At 71.8% G+C, this 16,011-nt stretch carries 14 protein-coding genes; 8 read left to right on the forward strand and 6 right to left on the reverse strand.

Features of this window, described 5'->3' with window-relative positions; genetic code table 11:
* Positions 1-44: 44 nt before the first annotated feature.
* On the reverse strand, positions 45-1,082 hold the full coding sequence (locus tag IE316_RS07375) for a DMT family transporter (protein WP_190203343.1): 1,038 nt from the start codon (positions 1,080-1,082) through the stop codon (positions 45-47).
* Between the two features lie 96 nt (positions 1,083-1,178).
* On the reverse strand, positions 1,179-2,057 hold the full coding sequence (locus tag IE316_RS07380) for an NAD-dependent epimerase/dehydratase family protein (RefSeq protein ID WP_190203344.1): 879 nt from the start codon (positions 2,055-2,057) through the stop codon (positions 1,179-1,181).
* 183 nt (positions 2,058-2,240) lie between these two features.
* Between IE316_RS07380 and IE316_RS07385 the strand changes: the two genes are divergently transcribed.
* The gene (locus IE316_RS07385) at positions 2,241-3,140 is read left to right on the forward strand and encodes a LysR family transcriptional regulator (protein WP_190203345.1); all 900 of its coding nucleotides are present in this window, start codon (positions 2,241-2,243) and stop codon (positions 3,138-3,140) included.
* 229 nt (positions 3,141-3,369) lie between these two features.
* Here IE316_RS07385 and IE316_RS07390 read toward each other — a convergent pair whose 3' ends face one another.
* Positions 3,370-4,239: an alpha/beta fold hydrolase gene (locus IE316_RS07390; protein ID WP_190203346.1), complete on the reverse strand. Its 870-nt coding sequence runs from the start codon at positions 4,237-4,239 to the stop codon at positions 3,370-3,372.
* Positions 4,240-4,295: 56 nt separating this feature from the next.
* Here IE316_RS07390 and IE316_RS07395 point away from each other — a divergent pair, with 56 nt between their 5' ends.
* The 3 genes from IE316_RS07395 to IE316_RS07405 all read left to right on the forward strand — a co-directional run bounded on the left by IE316_RS07395 (position 4,296) and on the right by IE316_RS07405 (position 6,509).
* The gene (locus IE316_RS07395; RefSeq protein WP_190203347.1) at positions 4,296-4,712 is read left to right on the forward strand and encodes a winged helix-turn-helix transcriptional regulator; all 417 of its coding nucleotides are present in this window, start codon (positions 4,296-4,298) and stop codon (positions 4,710-4,712) included.
* Positions 4,713-4,885: 173 nt separating this feature from the next.
* Complete coding sequence (locus tag IE316_RS07400) at positions 4,886-5,881, forward strand: zinc-dependent alcohol dehydrogenase family protein (RefSeq protein WP_190203348.1); 996 nt, start codon at positions 4,886-4,888, stop codon at positions 5,879-5,881.
* A gap of 76 nt (positions 5,882-5,957) precedes the next feature.
* Entirely contained in the window at positions 5,958-6,509 is a 552-nt protein-coding gene (locus IE316_RS07405) for a TetR/AcrR family transcriptional regulator (protein WP_190203349.1), read from the forward strand.
* A 120-nt stretch (positions 6,510-6,629) separates the two neighbouring features.
* Here the strand turns inward: IE316_RS07405 and IE316_RS07410 are convergent, their stop codons facing one another.
* Both IE316_RS07410 and IE316_RS07415 read right to left on the reverse strand, forming a co-directional pair.
* Positions 6,630-7,568, reverse strand: a complete 939-nt coding sequence (locus tag IE316_RS07410) for an MBL fold metallo-hydrolase (protein WP_190203350.1) — start codon at positions 7,566-7,568, stop codon at positions 6,630-6,632.
* A gap of 97 nt (positions 7,569-7,665) precedes the next feature.
* Positions 7,666-8,364, reverse strand: a complete 699-nt coding sequence (locus tag IE316_RS07415; protein ID WP_229910247.1) for a TetR/AcrR family transcriptional regulator — start codon at positions 8,362-8,364, stop codon at positions 7,666-7,668.
* Between the two features lie 304 nt (positions 8,365-8,668).
* Here IE316_RS07415 and IE316_RS07420 point away from each other — a divergent pair, with 304 nt between their 5' ends.
* The 4 genes from IE316_RS07420 to IE316_RS07435 all read left to right on the forward strand — a co-directional run bounded on the left by IE316_RS07420 (position 8,669) and on the right by IE316_RS07435 (position 14,605).
* Entirely contained in the window at positions 8,669-9,289 is a 621-nt protein-coding gene (locus IE316_RS07420; RefSeq protein ID WP_190203351.1) for a GNAT family N-acetyltransferase, read from the forward strand.
* A gap of 157 nt (positions 9,290-9,446) precedes the next feature.
* Positions 9,447-9,869, forward strand: coding sequence for a VOC family protein (locus IE316_RS07425; RefSeq protein ID WP_190203352.1), 423 nt, complete (start codon positions 9,447-9,449; stop codon positions 9,867-9,869).
* A gap of 254 nt (positions 9,870-10,123) precedes the next feature.
* Positions 10,124-11,071, forward strand: coding sequence for an alpha/beta hydrolase family protein (locus tag IE316_RS07430; RefSeq protein WP_373311102.1), 948 nt, complete (start codon positions 10,124-10,126; stop codon positions 11,069-11,071).
* Positions 11,072-11,347: 276 nt separating this feature from the next.
* Positions 11,348-14,605: an ATP-binding protein gene (locus IE316_RS07435; protein WP_190203353.1), complete on the forward strand. Its 3,258-nt coding sequence runs from the start codon at positions 11,348-11,350 to the stop codon at positions 14,603-14,605.
* Positions 14,606-14,615: 10 nt separating this feature from the next.
* On the opposite strand, the gene IE316_RS07440 is transcribed toward IE316_RS07435, so the two are convergent.
* Entirely contained in the window at positions 14,616-15,983 is a 1,368-nt protein-coding gene (locus tag IE316_RS07440) for a PLL family lectin (RefSeq protein ID WP_190203354.1), read from the reverse strand.
* Between the last annotated feature and the right edge of the window lie 28 nt (positions 15,984-16,011).

Here is a 16,011-nt window from a genome sequence, read left to right on the forward strand (position 1 = left end):
GGAGAACAGCGGTTCGTGTACGGGGGGGGTGGGTGGTCGCGGGCTCACTTGCCGGCGGTGCCGCGCGGGCGCCGGGCGGCGATCCACACGGCGGCGAAGGTGAGCGACGCGCCGAGCAGGGTGAGGACGGAGGGCGAGCGGCCGCCGGAGGGGAACGCGTAGTCCAGGGCGATGGAGCCGGTGAGCTGACCGGCGATCGAGGCCATGCTCAGCAGCAGGACACCGATGCGTCGCACCAGGAAGGCCGAGGCGCCGATGAACACCACGCCGCAGAGCCCGCCGAGACAGGCCCACCAGTCGGTGGGCAGCGGATGCCCGGACGTGCCGCGGACGAGGGTCTTCACCCCCCAGGCAGCGATGAGGAACACCGCTCCGACACAGAAGTTGAGCCAGGTCGCGGCCAGCGGCGAGCCCGAGGCGGTGGCCGAGGCACCGTTGAGGGACTGCTGCACACCGAGCAGGAACCCGGTGGCCACGGCGGCGAGCGCCGGCAGGACGATCGTGGCGGGGGAAGGCGTGCCGGCGAGGCGGGGCAGGGCGGAGACGACGGCCGCCACCAGGATGACGGCCGCGCCGGTGAGACGGGCGGTGCCGGGGCGCTGTTTCAGCCCGCCGCCGATGCCCCGGGCGTCCACGATGAGTCCGCCGAGTGTCTGACCCGCTATGGCCGATACCGTGAACACGGCGATTCCGGTGATCAGGGCGGCGGTGGACTGGGCGAGGGCGAACGTGCCGCCGAGCACACCGGCCAGCAGGTAACGGCGGGGAAGCCGCCCGCCGCGGGCGGCCTCGGCCAGTGCGCGCAGGGCGCCGCGCAGCCCCGGGGAGAAGAGCGCCAGGACGGACAGCAGGACGAGGCCGCCGGAGAAGCTGATCGCCGCGGCGGCGATGCCGTCGTCGAGACGGTGGCTCAGCTCGCCGTTGAGCCGGGCCTGGACGGGAACCACCAGACCGGCGGCGACGGCAGCCCCGACGGCCAGGGGACCACCGTGCGAGGCGGCCCGGCTGGACGGCTTGGCCGAGTGCGGGTCGGGTGCGGTCGGGCGGCGGCCTGCCCCGGCGGAGGTGGCGGGAGTACGCATGTCACTTCCCTTCGGGCGCGGACCCGGCAGCGACCGGCCTGTCGACCGCTCACGGCCGGGTACCGCATGCCGCGCGGGTCGGGGTGCGGGGTTCGCTCAGAAGGCCGTGTGGGCGATGTCGTCGAGGATCGAGGGGCCCTCGGGTGTCCATCCGAGTACCCGCCGGGCAGTGTCGCCCGATGCCTGCTGGTCGAGCAGGAGCGCCTCGCCGAGCAGGCCGAGCCGGTCCAGTGTCTGCACCACGGGCTCGGCCTCGACCCGGCCGGACAGGCCGACGGCACGGCTGACCGCCTCGGTGATCTCGCGGACGGTGGGGTTCACCCCGCTCGCGCCGAGGAAGTACGAGCCGGTGGGAGCCTTCTCCAGGGCGAGCGTGTAGAGGGCGGCCAGGTCGTCCACGTGCACCGTGGCCCAGTGCTGGTCCCCGGGACCGATCATGGTGAGTGCGGGGGCACTGCCCGTGGACCGCGGTCCGGCGGCGACGAGACGCAGCAGCCCTCCGCCGTTGCCGTACACGACCGCGGGAGCGATGACGCTGGTGCGGACGCCCTCGGTCTCGCGCACGAGCGTGGCGAGGGGGACCCGCCAGGCGGTGAGCCGAGGGGCGTTCATGGGGGTCGACTCGCTGATCGCCGACCCGCTGCCGTGCAGCCACACGCCCGTGGTGTGCACGAAGGGCCGGTCCGAGTGCCGCAGGGCGCGCAGGAAGCTGGTCACCGCGATCTCGTCCACGGTCGCACTGGTCTCGTCGCCGGGCGACGCCGTGTGGATCACGCCGTCGCTGTGGGCGGCGAGGTCGTGCAGGGCGTCCCCGTCGGACAGGTCGGCGATCGCCGGGTCGGCACCCCTGGCCCGTACGCGCTCGGCCTTGTCGGCGGAGCGCACCAGTGCGGTGACCTGGTGGCCGGCGGTGAGCAGCCGGTCGAGTACTGCGGATCCGATGTAGCCGGTGGCGCCGGTGAGCAGGACGCGCATGCTGTTCCTTCCTGGAGCGGGTCGGAGAGAAAGGGAGCGGAGGTGGAGCGGGAACGGACGGGTCCGGGTTGCCGGGGCGGTGCCCCGGTGGTGGCCCGCACGACAACCCTCACGCTGACCGGCTATCGTGTCCAACGAATGTTTTCGAACGCTTCATCGTCACATCCGATCAATGGAGCCCGCGTGGATCAGAGGCGCCTGGAGTACTTCATCGCGGTCGCGGAGGAACTGAACTTCACGCGGGCGGCGCAACGGCTTCACATCACGCAGTCGACACTGTCGGCGGGGATCAAGAATCTGGAGGGCGAGCTGAAGGCCGAGCTGCTCACCCGCTCCACGCGGTCGGTCGGGCTGACGGAGGCCGGCTCGGCGTTCCTGCCCGAGGCGCGGGCCGCCATCGAGGCCCTCGACCGGGCCCGGGCCGTGGTCGAACCCCTCTCCGCAGGACTGCGCGGCAGCCTCACCGTCGGGCTGCTCAGCGGACTGACCGTCGTGGACGTTCCCGCCCTGGCCGGTGACTTCCACCGTCGCTATCCCGAGGTGCGGCTGCGCACGGAAACCTCTCAGCGCGGCACCGCCGGCTTGATCGAACGCCTCAAGGAAAGCCATGTCGACGTGGCCTTCGTGGGAGCGGAGATCGAGGACGAGGAGCTGAGGGTCAGGCCCGTCAAGCGGTACGACCTGTCCCTGCTCGTTCCGTCCGGCCACCGGCTGGCCGACCGGCCCGACGTACTCCTGAGCGACCTGGCCGGGGAGCCGTTCGTGGACATGCCCGAGGGATTCGGGCAGCGTCAGATCACCGACGACGCCTTCCGGAAGGCGGAGTTGTCCCGCCGGGTCCTGATCGAGGTGTCCGACCTCACCACCGTCGCGGACTACGTGGCGCACGGCCTGGGGGTGGCGCTGGCACCGCCGGATTTCGCGGCGTCGGCCGCCGGACCGGTCAGCGTGGTACCGGTCGCCGACGCCCGGCTGTCCTGGACCCTCGGCGTGGTGGCCTCGGCCACGAGACCACCCACGCGGGCCCTGCACGCCTTCCTGGACCTCATCCCCCACCACATCCGGCGCGACCGCCTGTTCTGAGCGGAGGGTGCGCCGGCCGGCCCCCGGTCGGCTGCGCGCCGAGGATCCGCTCGGACAGCGGCCGCTGGACGTCGAGATCGCCGCCGAGGTCGAGCGGCGAGTCCCGCCGGAGCTCACGCACGTACTCGCGTTGCGCACGCGTCATGCCGTCACCTGCCTGGTTCCCGTACCGGCGCGACGGGGAAGCCCGGCCCGGACGAGGGCGACGGTGTGCCTGCTCGTCATGGCCTCATGACCGTGCCTCCGCCGACTTGGCGTGCCGCGCCACCAGTGCCGCGAACTCCTCGGGTGCGTCGACCGGAACGATGTGGCCGGCGTCGGGCAGCAGGATCTCCGTCAAATCCCTTGCGTAGGGGGCCACTTGCCGCGCCGTGGCCTCGCCGACGGCGCCTCCGCCGATCGTGAGCACCGGAAGGGTGAACACGTTCCGCGTCACCCAGGAGGAGATCCAGTCCGCGTTCGCGGGCATCGCGCGGTAGTGCTCGAAAGCGGCCCGCAGGGACTCGCGCCCGCGGTACGCCTCGACGATCCGGGCGGTCATCGCCTCCGGCAGCCCGCGGCGGCTCCCGCTGTCGAGGAAGAACCGTATGTAGCGGTCCTCCCGTCCCTCCAGCAGGTCCTCGGCGAACCCGCCGGGCACCGCGTGGAGACCGAACCACCAGGGCGCGCCGTTCGCCGTGAAGGACTCGGCGCCGGGCAGGGTGCCGATCATCGCCTCGCTCAGCGTCAGGCTGGTCACCCGGTCCGGGCGGGTGGCCGCCAGCGCGAACGCCGGTGCGGTGCCGAGGTCGATGCCGACGACGTGCGCCCGGTCGATGCCGAGCGCGTCGAGGACCCCGGCCAGATCACCGGCCAGCTCGGTCGCCCGGTAACCGCCGGCCGCCCGGTCGCTGTCGCCCAGGCCGCGGAGATCCGGGGCGACGACGCGGAGCCCGGCCGCCGTCAGCAGTGGCGCGGCCTCGGACCAGATCGCCCGGGTGTGCGGAAAGCCGTGCAGCAGCAGGACGGCGGGGCCGTCACCTGCCACCTCGACCGCGAGTCGGACGTCGTTCACCGGGACATGGCGGGCTCGGGCGCCCGCCAGGTAGGCAGTCAGCATGGTTCATCCCCTTCATTGGTTACCATCAGATACCAGGCGAAGATAGGAGACCGACCATGGACGGACAAGAAGGCACTTCCCGGACGCCTGGTCACCCCGGGGTGACCCCCCACCGCGGTGACCTCTTCGACGCGGCCTGCCCCACCAGGCATCTGCTCGACCGGGTCGGCACGAAGTGGACGACCATGCTCGTGCTGACCCTCGACCGGACCGGCGGCGAACTCCGGTTCGCGGAACTCAAGCGGGCCATGACCGGGATCTCCCAGAAAATGCTGACGCAGACCCTGAGGGCGCTCGAACGGGACGGCCTCGTGACCCGCCGGGTCGAGCCGTCCGTACCGCCGCGGGTGTTCTACGGGCTCACCGCGCGGGGCGCGTCGCTGGCACGCCCGCTGTCGCAGTTGCGGGAGTGGGCGGAGACGCACATGCCCCAGGTGCTGCTCGATCAGGAGGCGTTCGACCGTTCGCACTGAGCGCGGCCCGTCCAGGGCTGTCCGGGTCCGCGGCAGGTTCTCCGCCCGGCTCCGGGGCCACCGGGCTCCTCCCCCTCGGATTCCGGTTGTTTTATTGGAACGGTCGTGCCAATAATGGGGGCCCAGTCGAGGTGCGCTCACGCGAACGCACCGGACGGAAGGATCAGGTCCCCATGTCACGTGCTGTTGTTTTCGACGAGGTCGGCGGCCCGGATGTCCTGCGCTTGGTCGATGAACCAGCGGGCACCCCGGGTCCCGGTGAGGTCCGCGTCAGGCTGGAGGCGTTCGCCGTCAACCGGCTGGACGAACTGACGCGTTCCGGCGCCTCTCCGATGCCGGTCAAGCTGCCGCACGCCCGGCTCGGATGCGAGGGAACCGGTGTCATCGACGCGCTGGGAGAGGGTGTCGAGGGGTACGAGGTCGGTGACGCGGTGGTGCTGACCGCCGTTCCCGACATGACCGCCAACGGCACGTACGCGGACCACACCGTGCTGCCCGCCACCCGGATCATCGAGCGTCCCGAGAGGCTGAGCCCGGTCGGCGCGGCGGCGCTGTGGGTCGCCTACTCCACCGCCTACGGAGCACTTGTCGAGAAGGCCGGTATGCGGCCGGGCGACCGGGTCCTGATCACCGCGGCGTCCGGCACGGTCGGCCTCGCCGCCCTCCAGATCGCCAACCAGATCGGCGCCACCCCCATCGCGGTGACCCGTCACGCGGCGAAGAGGGACGGCCTGCTGGCCGCCGGAGCCGCGGCAGTCGTCGCCACCGACACCGAGGACATCGTCGAGGCCACCCGTTCGCACACCGGCGGCGCGGGGGCGGACATCATCCTCGACTCCGTCATGGGCCCAGGACTCGCCGAACTCGCCAAGGCGGCCAAGCGCTTCTCCGGCACGCTGGTCACGGTGGGCTGGCTCGACCCGCGCCCGGCCCCCTATCCCTCCGTGCCCATCACCACCCACCGCTACATGAGCTTCGAGCACGCCCTCGACACCGCCGCGGTGCGACGCATCGCCGCCTTCCTCTTCGCCGGCCTGCGCAGCGGCGCGCTCAGCCCCACCGTCGACCGTGTGTTCCCCATGGAAGACATCGTCGACGCGCACCGCTACCTGGAACAGGGACAGCAGGGCCTGGGCAAGATCGTCGTCACCACCGGGCAGGCCGGCTGAACCGGGGCATACGATGACGACGACCACGGGGCCTTCCACCGGACCGCAGCGCCCCTGACATGACGGAGGGTGAGGCATGGCCGGACGCCCCGTGGACCACGCACGGCGCGCCGAACTTCTCGACGCGGTCGTGGACTACACGATCGAGCACGGGTTCAGCGATCTGTCCTGGCGGCCCGTCGCCGCCGCCCTGGGCGTGTCGACGACGTCGTTGGTCCACCGCTTCGGCTCCAAGGAGCAGATGCTGCAGGAGATCCTCGGACGGCTGCGCGAACGCATCGTCGCCGCCGTCGGGCCGAGCCACGGCCTGCGGGCGGATGTGAGAGCCGTCTGGGAAAGAGTGTCCGACCCGCGGCGAGGAGGGGAGTTCCGGCTCTTCTTCGCCGTGTACGGACACGCGTTGCAGGCCCCGGAGCAGTTCGCGGACTTCCTCGACCATGTGGTGACCGACTGGATGAACAGCCTGCGCGAGGCGCAGGGCCCGGACACCGACCCGGTCACGGCCACCCGCACGGCCACCCTCGTCATCGCCACCCTCCGGGGACTGCTGCTCGATCTGCTCGCCACCGGCGACCGCCGAAGGGTCCACGACGCGGCCGAGGCGTTCCTCGCGACGCTTCCGGCGTAGGCCGCACCTGTCGGCCGCGGTGGCGGGCGGCCCGCTTCCGCTGCCAGTGGGACGACGAGGAGCGGTCCGCGCGGTGGGCGCCCGTCGGCGGCGGAGTCCGGTGTCCGTGCTCCGTCCGTGTCAGCCGCGGGGAAAGGCGGCCCATTCGGCGATGGCGAACCCGTCGCCGTCCCGGCGGACTTCGGCGGCTCCGGGTCCGGGCCAGTGGGCAGGGATGACGAGTTCGCGCAGCTCGGCGGCGCGGGAGAGGTAGGACGCGCGGGTCCTGGCCGCGCGCCCGGGGTCGTCGCAGAAGCAACTGTTCCACGCAGGCTCGAGGACCTGCACGGGGCTGTGCAGCATGTCACCGACGAACACGGCGCGGTCGGTGTCGGAGCGCAGGGTGAGGACGGAGGAGCCGGGGGTGTGGCCCGGTGCCGCTTCCAGCAGCAGATTGCCGTCGATGCGGTGGGAGTCCTCCCACAGCACCGCCTGTCCGGCCCGGTGGACGGGGGCGATACTGTCCTCGAAGACCAGCCTGCTGCCCGCCCAGCGGATCCTTTCGTGTTCGTCGCGCGGCGCCCGGCCGCGGCCCGGGCCGGGACCTTCGGGGTCGAAGTAGAGGTGGTCGGCCCTGGGGATCAGGTAGGTGGCGTTGGGGAAGGTGGGGACCCACTCACCGTCGCGCGACTCGGTGTTCCAGCCGACGTGGTCGTAGTGGATGTGGGTGTTGACCACGATGTCGACGTCCTCCGGAGCGACACCGGCCTCGCGCAGGCGGGCGAGGTAGTCGGTCCGCAGACCGGCGAACTGCGGGACCTGCGGGCGCTCCCTTCCGTTGCCGACACCGGTGTCGACCAGGATGGTCCTGCCCTCGCTGCGCACGACCCAGGTCTGGATGTGGCAGTGGTAGGCGTCGTCGGCGGGCGTCCAGAAATCCGGCTCCAACCACTCCTGGTTGCGCCGCCAGGTCTCCTCGTCGCTGTCCGGGATGATGAAGCGGGCCGTACGGACGGGTCCTGACCACTCGATGACACGCGTGATCTCCACGTCGCCGAGTGACATGGTTGCTGCTGTCACGTTGAGTCCTCCGGAATGCACGGGCGGGTCGCCTACGGATGCGACAACCAAGGCGACTGCGGATGCGGACGCGGACGCGGTGACCGCGCGCCGGGGGTCAGACGGGACCACCCGGTCCAGGTGCGTAGCGGGCGAGGAAGCCGAGGACGGCCTCCTCGATCACCACGCTCGCGTCGGGCTGGGCGGCGGTCTCCGCCTCGAAACCCATGACCCGCGGCCAGACCAGGAACTCCTGGATGAGGCCCATGAACTGGCGCGCCGCCAGGTAGGTGTCCGGGCAGCGCAGGCGGCCGCGACGGACCAGGTCGTCGAGGCGGCCGGCGAACGCCGCGACGAGCGGCCCCTTCCCCAGCCGGTAGAACTCGTCCGCGATCCATGGCAGACGGCACGATTCGCTCGCCACCAGCCGGGCGAAACGGATCTGGTCCGTTTCCTCGGCGAAGCGCTGGAGGGACTGGGCGAACCCGCGCAGAACCTCCTCGGCGTCCGTGTCGGCCTCGCGGGTGCCGAGCCGTCGGTCCGGGTCGGCGAACGCCGACCAGTGGTAGCGGACCATCTCCCGGAAGACCGCCTCCTTGGACCCGAAGCGGTTGTACACGGTCTGCCGCGAGAGGCCCGCGCGCTCGGCGACCCGCTCCAGGGAGACCCCGTCGTAGCGGTCGGCCAGGAACAGTTCCTTCGCCGCTCGGAGGATCTTCTCGTCGGCGGCCGACCTGCGCCGCCCGGACCTCTCGGCGGGGACATCGTCCACGTGGGCGGCGTCCAAGCCGATCCCCTCCTCCAACCGAATCTGCACTTTACAGCACAGTCTAATCTGAACTTTACAGCCCAGTACAGTTTTTCCGCGTTCGGGTGCGGCATCTTCTCCCCTCCTCGTCACTGACGGTCGGCCAGGCAGCACCTGACCGGCGGGTGAACCGGACCGTGGCCGGAAACGTTGATACAAGGAGGTGACCAGGACTGTCGCCGGAACGGACAGCGCCAGGACGGCTGCTCGCCGGACTCGTCGGCATCGAACCCGAGGACCTCGCCGCGGCTGAGACGCCCCTCGCCCAGATGAAAGGAATCAGCGGATGCCGCCCACGCAGGGCCCCTTTCGCATGCGTATCGCAACCTCCGCGGACATCGACGCCATCGTCCGCACACTGACCACCGCCTTCTTCAACGACCCGCTGTGGGCGCCGGCCTTCCCTGACACCGAACGACGCGCCGAGCAGTCGGCGGCCATGTGGCGGCTTTACGCGACCTCGGCACTGCGCCATCACTGGACGTTCGTCAGCGACCACGCGGAGGCCACGGCGGTGTGGATTCCCCCCGGCCGATCCGAACTGACCAGCGAAGAGGCCGCCGGCCTCCCGGACCTTCTGCGCCAGGTCGCCGGCCAGGACGTGGCCGAGACCATCATGAAGATGAACGACCAGTTCGCGGCCGCGCGACCGCAGCGGCCGCACTTCTACCTGACGCTGCTCGCCGTCCACGACCAGCACCGGGGTCAGGGACTCGGCATGTCCCTGCTCGCCGAAAGCCTCGCTCACATCGACGCCCTGGAGCTCCCCGCCTACCTGGAGTCGTCCAACCCGGCCAACATCCAGCGGTACGAGAGCGTCGGTTTCGTCCCGCAGGAAGAGGTCGTCGTCGCCACGGGCCAGGTCGTCACCACCATGTGGCGTCCGGCTGCCGGAAGCAGCCCGGGGGACGGCCCTGTGGACCGTCCGGCGTGACAACGACCCGGAAGAGGGGGACACTCCCTGTCCGCTACGCCTGGAAAGGTCTTGCTGGAGCCCCGGGGGACGTCAGTACTCCCGTGGCACGGTCGCCCCGCGACGGCCCAGGCCGGTGCGGCGGCGCTCGTCCGTGAGCGAGAGCAAGGAGCACACCATGGCCATCACGACCACCACTCATCTGAACTTCCGGGGCGCCGCACGCGAGGCGCTGGAGTTCTACCGGTCCGTCTTCGGCGGACGTGTCGTGGCCGTCACCTACAAGGACGCCGGCAACGTGCAGGACGAGAACGAGGCGGACTGGGTCATGTGGGGTGAGGTGGTCGCGGACAACGGCTTCCACGTCATGGCCTACGACGTGCCCGCCCAACAGCCCTGGCAGCAGGGCGAGAACCCGTTCTTCGTCTCCGTGCGCGGCGACGACGCCGAGGAGATCGGCGCCCTGTGGCAGGGGCTCGCCGACGGTTCGACGGTGGTACGGCCACTGGAGCCCGCGCAGTGGGCACCGCTGTACGGCATGCTCACCGACCGGTTCGGCGTGACCTGGGTCCTGGACGTGACCGCCTCCTACAACGGCTGATCCGGCCGACCGGTACCGGACCGGGTCCGGGCCGCCGCCGCACCCCCGCGGCGGCGGCCCGGACGGACGCCCTGCCCCGCACAGGACGAGGGGTCGGCGGGGCCCTCACCGGACGCCGCGACGAGGCCCACCTGTTCCGCACCGGGTGCGTCGCGCGCTTGCCCTTCACGTGCACGTCAGGTTCTACGGTGGCTCACATGCCCGTCCCCTACTGGGACGAGCCGAACGTCGCCCGGTGAAAGGCAGACACCCGCATGACCATGACCACGTACTACCCCGCGACCGGCCTTTCCGGGCCCGCCCCCACCGCGACCGTGTCCGTCAAGCCGCTCGTGCTGGAGGCACCGTGGCGCGGTGCGGACCTGCCCGTCCGCGTCACCGCCCCTGTCACCGGCGACCGCCTGCCCGTCGTGCTCTTCGCCCACGGTTTCGGCTCGGACCTGGACGGTTACGCCCCGCTGGTCGATCACTGGGCGTCGGGCGGCTTCGTCGTGGTGCAGGCCACCCACTTGGACTCCGAGCGGCTCGGCCTCTCCGCCGACGACCCGCGCCGGCCCCAGATGTGGCGCTACCGCGTACAGGACATGCGGCGCATCCTCGATGAGCTCGCCACCCTGGAGGCGGCCGTGCCGGGTCTGTCGGGGCGCGTGGACCGCAGCCGTGTCGTCGCGGCCGGGCACTCCTTCGGCGGCCAGACGGCCGGCGTCCTGGTCGGTCTGCGCGTCCGGGACCCGCGGACCGGTGCCGCCGAGGACCTGTCGGATGCCCGGATCATGGCCAGCGTCCAGTTGGCCACCGCGGGCAAGGGCGGCGACGAACTGACCCCCTTCGCCCACGACACCCTTCCCTGGCTGCGCGATCAGGACTTCTCCCGCATCACCGCCCCTGGCCTCGTCGTCGCGGGAGACAAGGACGACCTTCCGCTCTCCACCCGGGGCCCGGCCTGGACGACCGACCCCTATACCCTCAGCCGCGGCGACAAGAGCCTCCTGACCGTCCGCGGCGGCGAGCACTTCCTCGGTGGCGTCTCCGGTCACCGAGTGGCGGAGACCACCGACGAGAACCCCGACCGGGTCGCCCTCGTCCAGCAGGTCACCCTCGCCTATCTGCGACACGTCACCGGCATCGACCACACCGACTGGGAGCACGCCCGAACCGTGCTGACGGGCAGCCACCCGCTGGGACACCTCGAATCCAAGTGACCCTCGCCGCCCACCGTCCGGCCGGTGACCGGATCGGTGGCTTCGCGAGCGGGAATGGTGTCCTGCCCCATGCACATGGCGGGCGGGCGCCTTCCGCCCGGCCCTCGCGGCAGCGGCCCCCGCTGCCCCGGGGCGCGTTCGGCGCGGTTGATCCACTTTTCGAACAGCCACTACGCTCCTGAACAGGAACGACGGCCGCGGCCCGGGGGGCTGCGGATGCTGCGGGGGTGGTGGCATGGGGTGCCCGGTAAGCAGGTGCTGCGGCCGGTGCCGGACATGAGCACACCGCCGGCCGGGCGGCTGCTCCTGGGGCGCGACGACTTCCTGCGCGCGGTACGGGCGGGCGTCGAGCGCGCGGTCGCCGGACACGGTGGCGTGCTGCTGATCACCGGTGAGGCGGGCATCGGCAAGACGTCCCTCGCTGGCCGCGCGGTTCAGGAGGCGCGGAGCCAGGGCCTGACGGTGCTGCGCGGGGCGTGCTGGGACGCCGACGGCACTCCCGGGTACTGGCCCTGGACGCAGGTCGTCCGCAACCTGCGCAGATCCGCGCGGACGGAAACGTGGGAGGCCGCCTCGGAAGCGGCTGGGGCGGCCTGGCAGGTCCTGCTCGACGGCGGTGGGGCCGACGCCGGGGACGTGGATCAGTTCCAGTTGTTCGACGCGGTCACCACCCTGCTGGTCACCGCCGCCCAGCACCAGCCCGTACTGGTCGTGCTGGAGGACGTGCACTGGGCCGACCCGGCCTCGGTGGCGCTGCTGGAGTTCGCCGCCCAGCACCTGTCGCTGGAGCGGGTCCTGATCCTGGCCACGTGCCGGGACGTGGAGATCGAGCGGCCCGACCATCCGTCGCGCGACCGGCTGCGCTCGCTCATGACCCGGGCCACGACGCTCGCGCTCCCGGGTCTGCCGGCCGCGGATGTCGCCGAACTGATGCACCGCACGGCGGGACGGACACCGGACGACACCCTGGTCACCGAGGTCCTGCGCCGCACCGGAGGCAACCCCTTCTTCGTCCAGGAGACCGCGCGCCTGTGGGCCGGCGGCCACGAGGTGACGGCGGTGTCGCCGGGTCTGCACGCCGCGCTCCAGCAGCGGTTACGGCTGCTGGACGACCCGGTGGCGACCTGCCTCGGCGCGGCGTCGGTACTGGGGCGGCGGTTCCGCACCGACATCCTGGCCCGGGTCCTGGGCAGCCCGCCCACACAGGTACGCCGGTGGCTCGACCAGGCGACCGACGCCCACCTGGTCGAGCGGGAGTGCTCGGGAGTGGTCGTCTTCAAGCACGACCTGGTCCGCGAGACGCTGTACGGAAGCCTGGACGCGCAGCGGGCCCGCAGGCTCCACGCCGCCGCGGTGCACGCGCTGCGGGTCACGGCGGCGGCCTCGGTGGACGTGATACTCCCGGTGGAGCTGGCCCGTCACGCCCACCTCGCCTTCGAGGAACTGGACCGGGACGAGGCCGTGGACCTGATGCTGTCCGCGGCGCGGCACGCGGAGCACCGTATGGCGCACGAGGAGGCGGTGGGCCACTACGAGCGCGCCCTGGACCGCCTCGCCGACGCGGACCCCGCCCGGCGCGTGCTGATCGGCCTCGACCTCGGGCTCGCGCTCCAGGTGACCGGCGAACAGGAGCGTTCCTGGCGGGTGTTCGCGGACGCCGCCACGCTGGTGCGGGACCTGGACCGGCCGCTGCTGTTGGGACGCACCGCGCTCACCCTCTACGGCGCCGACGGACGCGGTGACACGACCATGCTGAAGCCGCGCGCCCTGCACTGGGCGCACAGGCAGCTCGTCACCCGCCCCGGCAAGACGACTGCCACGACGGCCACGACGGCGGCCGAGGGGCGCGGCCCCGGCGCCACCGGCCAGGACGCCGTACCCGCAGCACCGGACGACACCGGACTCCACCTCTCCGAGTCGCACTTGGCCCGCCGCGTCGCGGCGGCGGTGGTCGCCGAGGCCCGCGCGGTCGGCGACGACGACGCCCTGCACATCGGGCTGTGGGCGCGCATGCAGGCGGAGTGGGGTCCGCGGGGCGCGGACAGCCGGCGCGACCTGGCCGCCGAACTCGTCGCGGTGTCGCGGCGCCGCGGCGACCGCTGGACCGAGCATGTGGCGCTGTCCATGCGGTGGGTCGCCGCGCTGGAGGCGGACGACCCGCGGTTCCTCGAAGACTTCCACACCATGGTGGCCGTGGCCGCCACCGACGGCTCCCCCCGTCTGCGGCTGACCTCCGTCATCGACCGCAGCGTCGTCCACGCCATGGCGGGCGAGTTCGCCGAGGCGGCGCGGCTGCTGGACGAGTCGGAGTCCCTGAGCGTCACCGCCCCCAACTACCACCGGCACTTCCTCGCCCATCACCGGTGGGCCCTGCTCGTCCTACGGGGCGAGTTCGCCGAGGCGAGGCGGTCACTGGATGCCCTGCGGAGCCGGCAGCACCCGTACGTCCACCTCCTGGCGGCCCTGACCGAGCTGGAGGCCGGGGAGCTGCCGCGCGTGCCCGTCCCCCGGCCGGGTGCGGGAGCCGACGGGGACACGGCGCTGTTCCGGGGTCTCACCCCGCTCTGGCTGCGCTACCAGGCACAGGCGGCGGCCGCCTCGGGCGACCCGGAGTGGTGCGAGGACGCCCTCGCCGCGCTGGCCCCGTACGAGGGCCAGTGGCTGGTCTCGCTGCTGGGATGGGACATCGGCGGTCCGGCGGCGCTGTGGCTGGGCGTCCTCGACGCCGCCCGCCGCCGGTGGGACCGCGCGGTCCGCCGGCTCACCGCGGCTCTCCGCTCGGCCGAGCGGCTGCACGCCCCGCCGTGGTCCCTGCGGGCTCGGATCGAACTGGCCCGCGCGCTCGCGGAACGGGGCACCGACGGCGAACACGACCTCGCCGCCCTCCTCCACGAGGTGACGACGCAGGCGCGGCACCTGGGCATGACCCATCTGCTCACCCGCGTCGAGCACCTCACCGCACGCCCGTCCCCCGACCGGCCGGACGCCCCGTTGTGCGAGTTCCGCCGTACCGGAGAGGTGTGGCGCCTGACGTACGAGGGCCACACCGTGCACCTGGCGGACGCGAAGGGCCTGCGGGACCTGCACGTCCTGCTGGGCCTTCCCGGCCAGGACATCGCCGCGGTCCGGCTGCTGAACCCGGACGACGACACCGTGGCCACCGCGCACGGCCTGGGCGCCGACGAGGTCCTGGACGAAGAGGCCCGCCGACGCTACCGGTGTCACCTGGAGCGACTGGAGACCGAGATCGACCGTGCGGTGCAGCGGGGCGACGACGCCCGCGCGGCGGCCTACGACCGGGAACGCGCCGCCCTGCTGGACGAACTGCGTCGTCATACGGGGCTCGCGGGCCGCCCACGCCGTCTGGACGACCCGCGCGAACGCGCCCGCAAGAACGTCACCGCCCGCATCCGCGACACCCTGCGCCGACTCGACGAACAGCACCCGGCCCTCGCCGCGCATCTGCGCCGCACCGTCTCCACCGGGACGATGTGCCGTTACACCCCGGACCAGGACATCCACTGGCGGCTGTGAACCGGGGGTGTCAGAGGGGTTGCCAGTCGTGCCAGGTGCTGCCCGGCTGGTGCTGCCAGCGGTGGTGCACCCCGCCGGGATTGTTGGCGACGATCTCCAGACGGCCGTCACGGTTGCGCAGGGCCTGGATGAAGTACCCCCCGCCCCCGAAGTCCTGCCACGGCCGCCACGCCCCCGACAGATCCACCTGATAATTGTGCTGAAGGAGATCGTCGTTCATCGCGAACACCTCCAGCCGCCCGTCATGCGACTCCACCACCGCCAACCGCGCCCCCGACGGACCCCCCAACGGCTGCCACTCGAACCAGTCACCACCCGGCGTGTTCTGCCACCGATGATGAACCCCACTGGAATTGGACGCGAACACCTCCAACCGGCCGTCATGATTACGCCCCACCGCCACATGCTCACCCCCCAACCCGAAATCCACCCACTGCCGCCACGCCCCCGACAGATCCACCTGACAGGTATGCCGGAAAATCTCATCAGTCAGAGCGAACACCTCCAACCGCCCGTCCGACGCCGGCGCCACCGCAAGCCGCGCACCCCCCGGCCCACCCAACGGACACCACTCATGCCACGTACCACCCGGCGACTCGTGCCACCGATGATGCACCCCACTGGAATTGGACGCGAACACCTCCAACCGGCCGTCATGATTACGCCCCACCGCCATATGCTCACCCCCACCCCCGAACGTGTACCAATCCGCCCACTCCCCCGACGCCTTCACCTGATACCGATGCAAGAACGTCTCCCCATTCATCGCGAACAACTCCAACCGGCCGTCCGGCGCCGCCGACAACCCGATCGTCGCCGACCCCGGCCCCCCGAACGCCCGCCACCCCGACCACGCACCACCCACCTCCACCTGAAACGTGTGATACACCTGATCCACCGCCGCATGAAACACCTCCACCCGACCATCCACCGACAACCCCACCGCCAACCGCTGCCGCCGATCCGGCACCACCGGACCGACCGCTTCCCTCGCTTCCTCCAGCAGTGCGCGGGCCTTGCCCTCGGCCTGGTCGTATCGGTCGGGGAAGGCGGAACGCTGCACCTTCTGCGCTGTCTGGCCAGCGGTCAGGTTCGGCTGCTGGCTCTCGACGCGGACGGCGCGGGTGAAGAACTGCTCGGCGGCGTACGGCACGTGCATGATCTGTTCCGGTGTGCCCCAACCCTGGCTGGGGCGCTGCTGGAAGACTCCGAGCGAGTCCCGGTCGCCGCAGTCGAGGTTGTTCATATGGGACTCGACCCAGCCGGCTTCGAAGCCGGCGAGCATGACCTTGTCGGACACGCCCAGGTCGCGGCCGACGATGTAGACGGTCTTCGTGACCTCCAGGTCACGGTCCGGCGGAACGCGGCAAGGTGCCATGGCAGTACTCCTGATCTGTGTGAGCGGC

Origin of the sequence: Streptomyces fumanus (assembly GCF_014655295.1) — a bacterium.
Lineage (GTDB): Bacteria > Actinomycetota > Actinomycetes > Streptomycetales > Streptomycetaceae > Streptomyces > Streptomyces fumanus.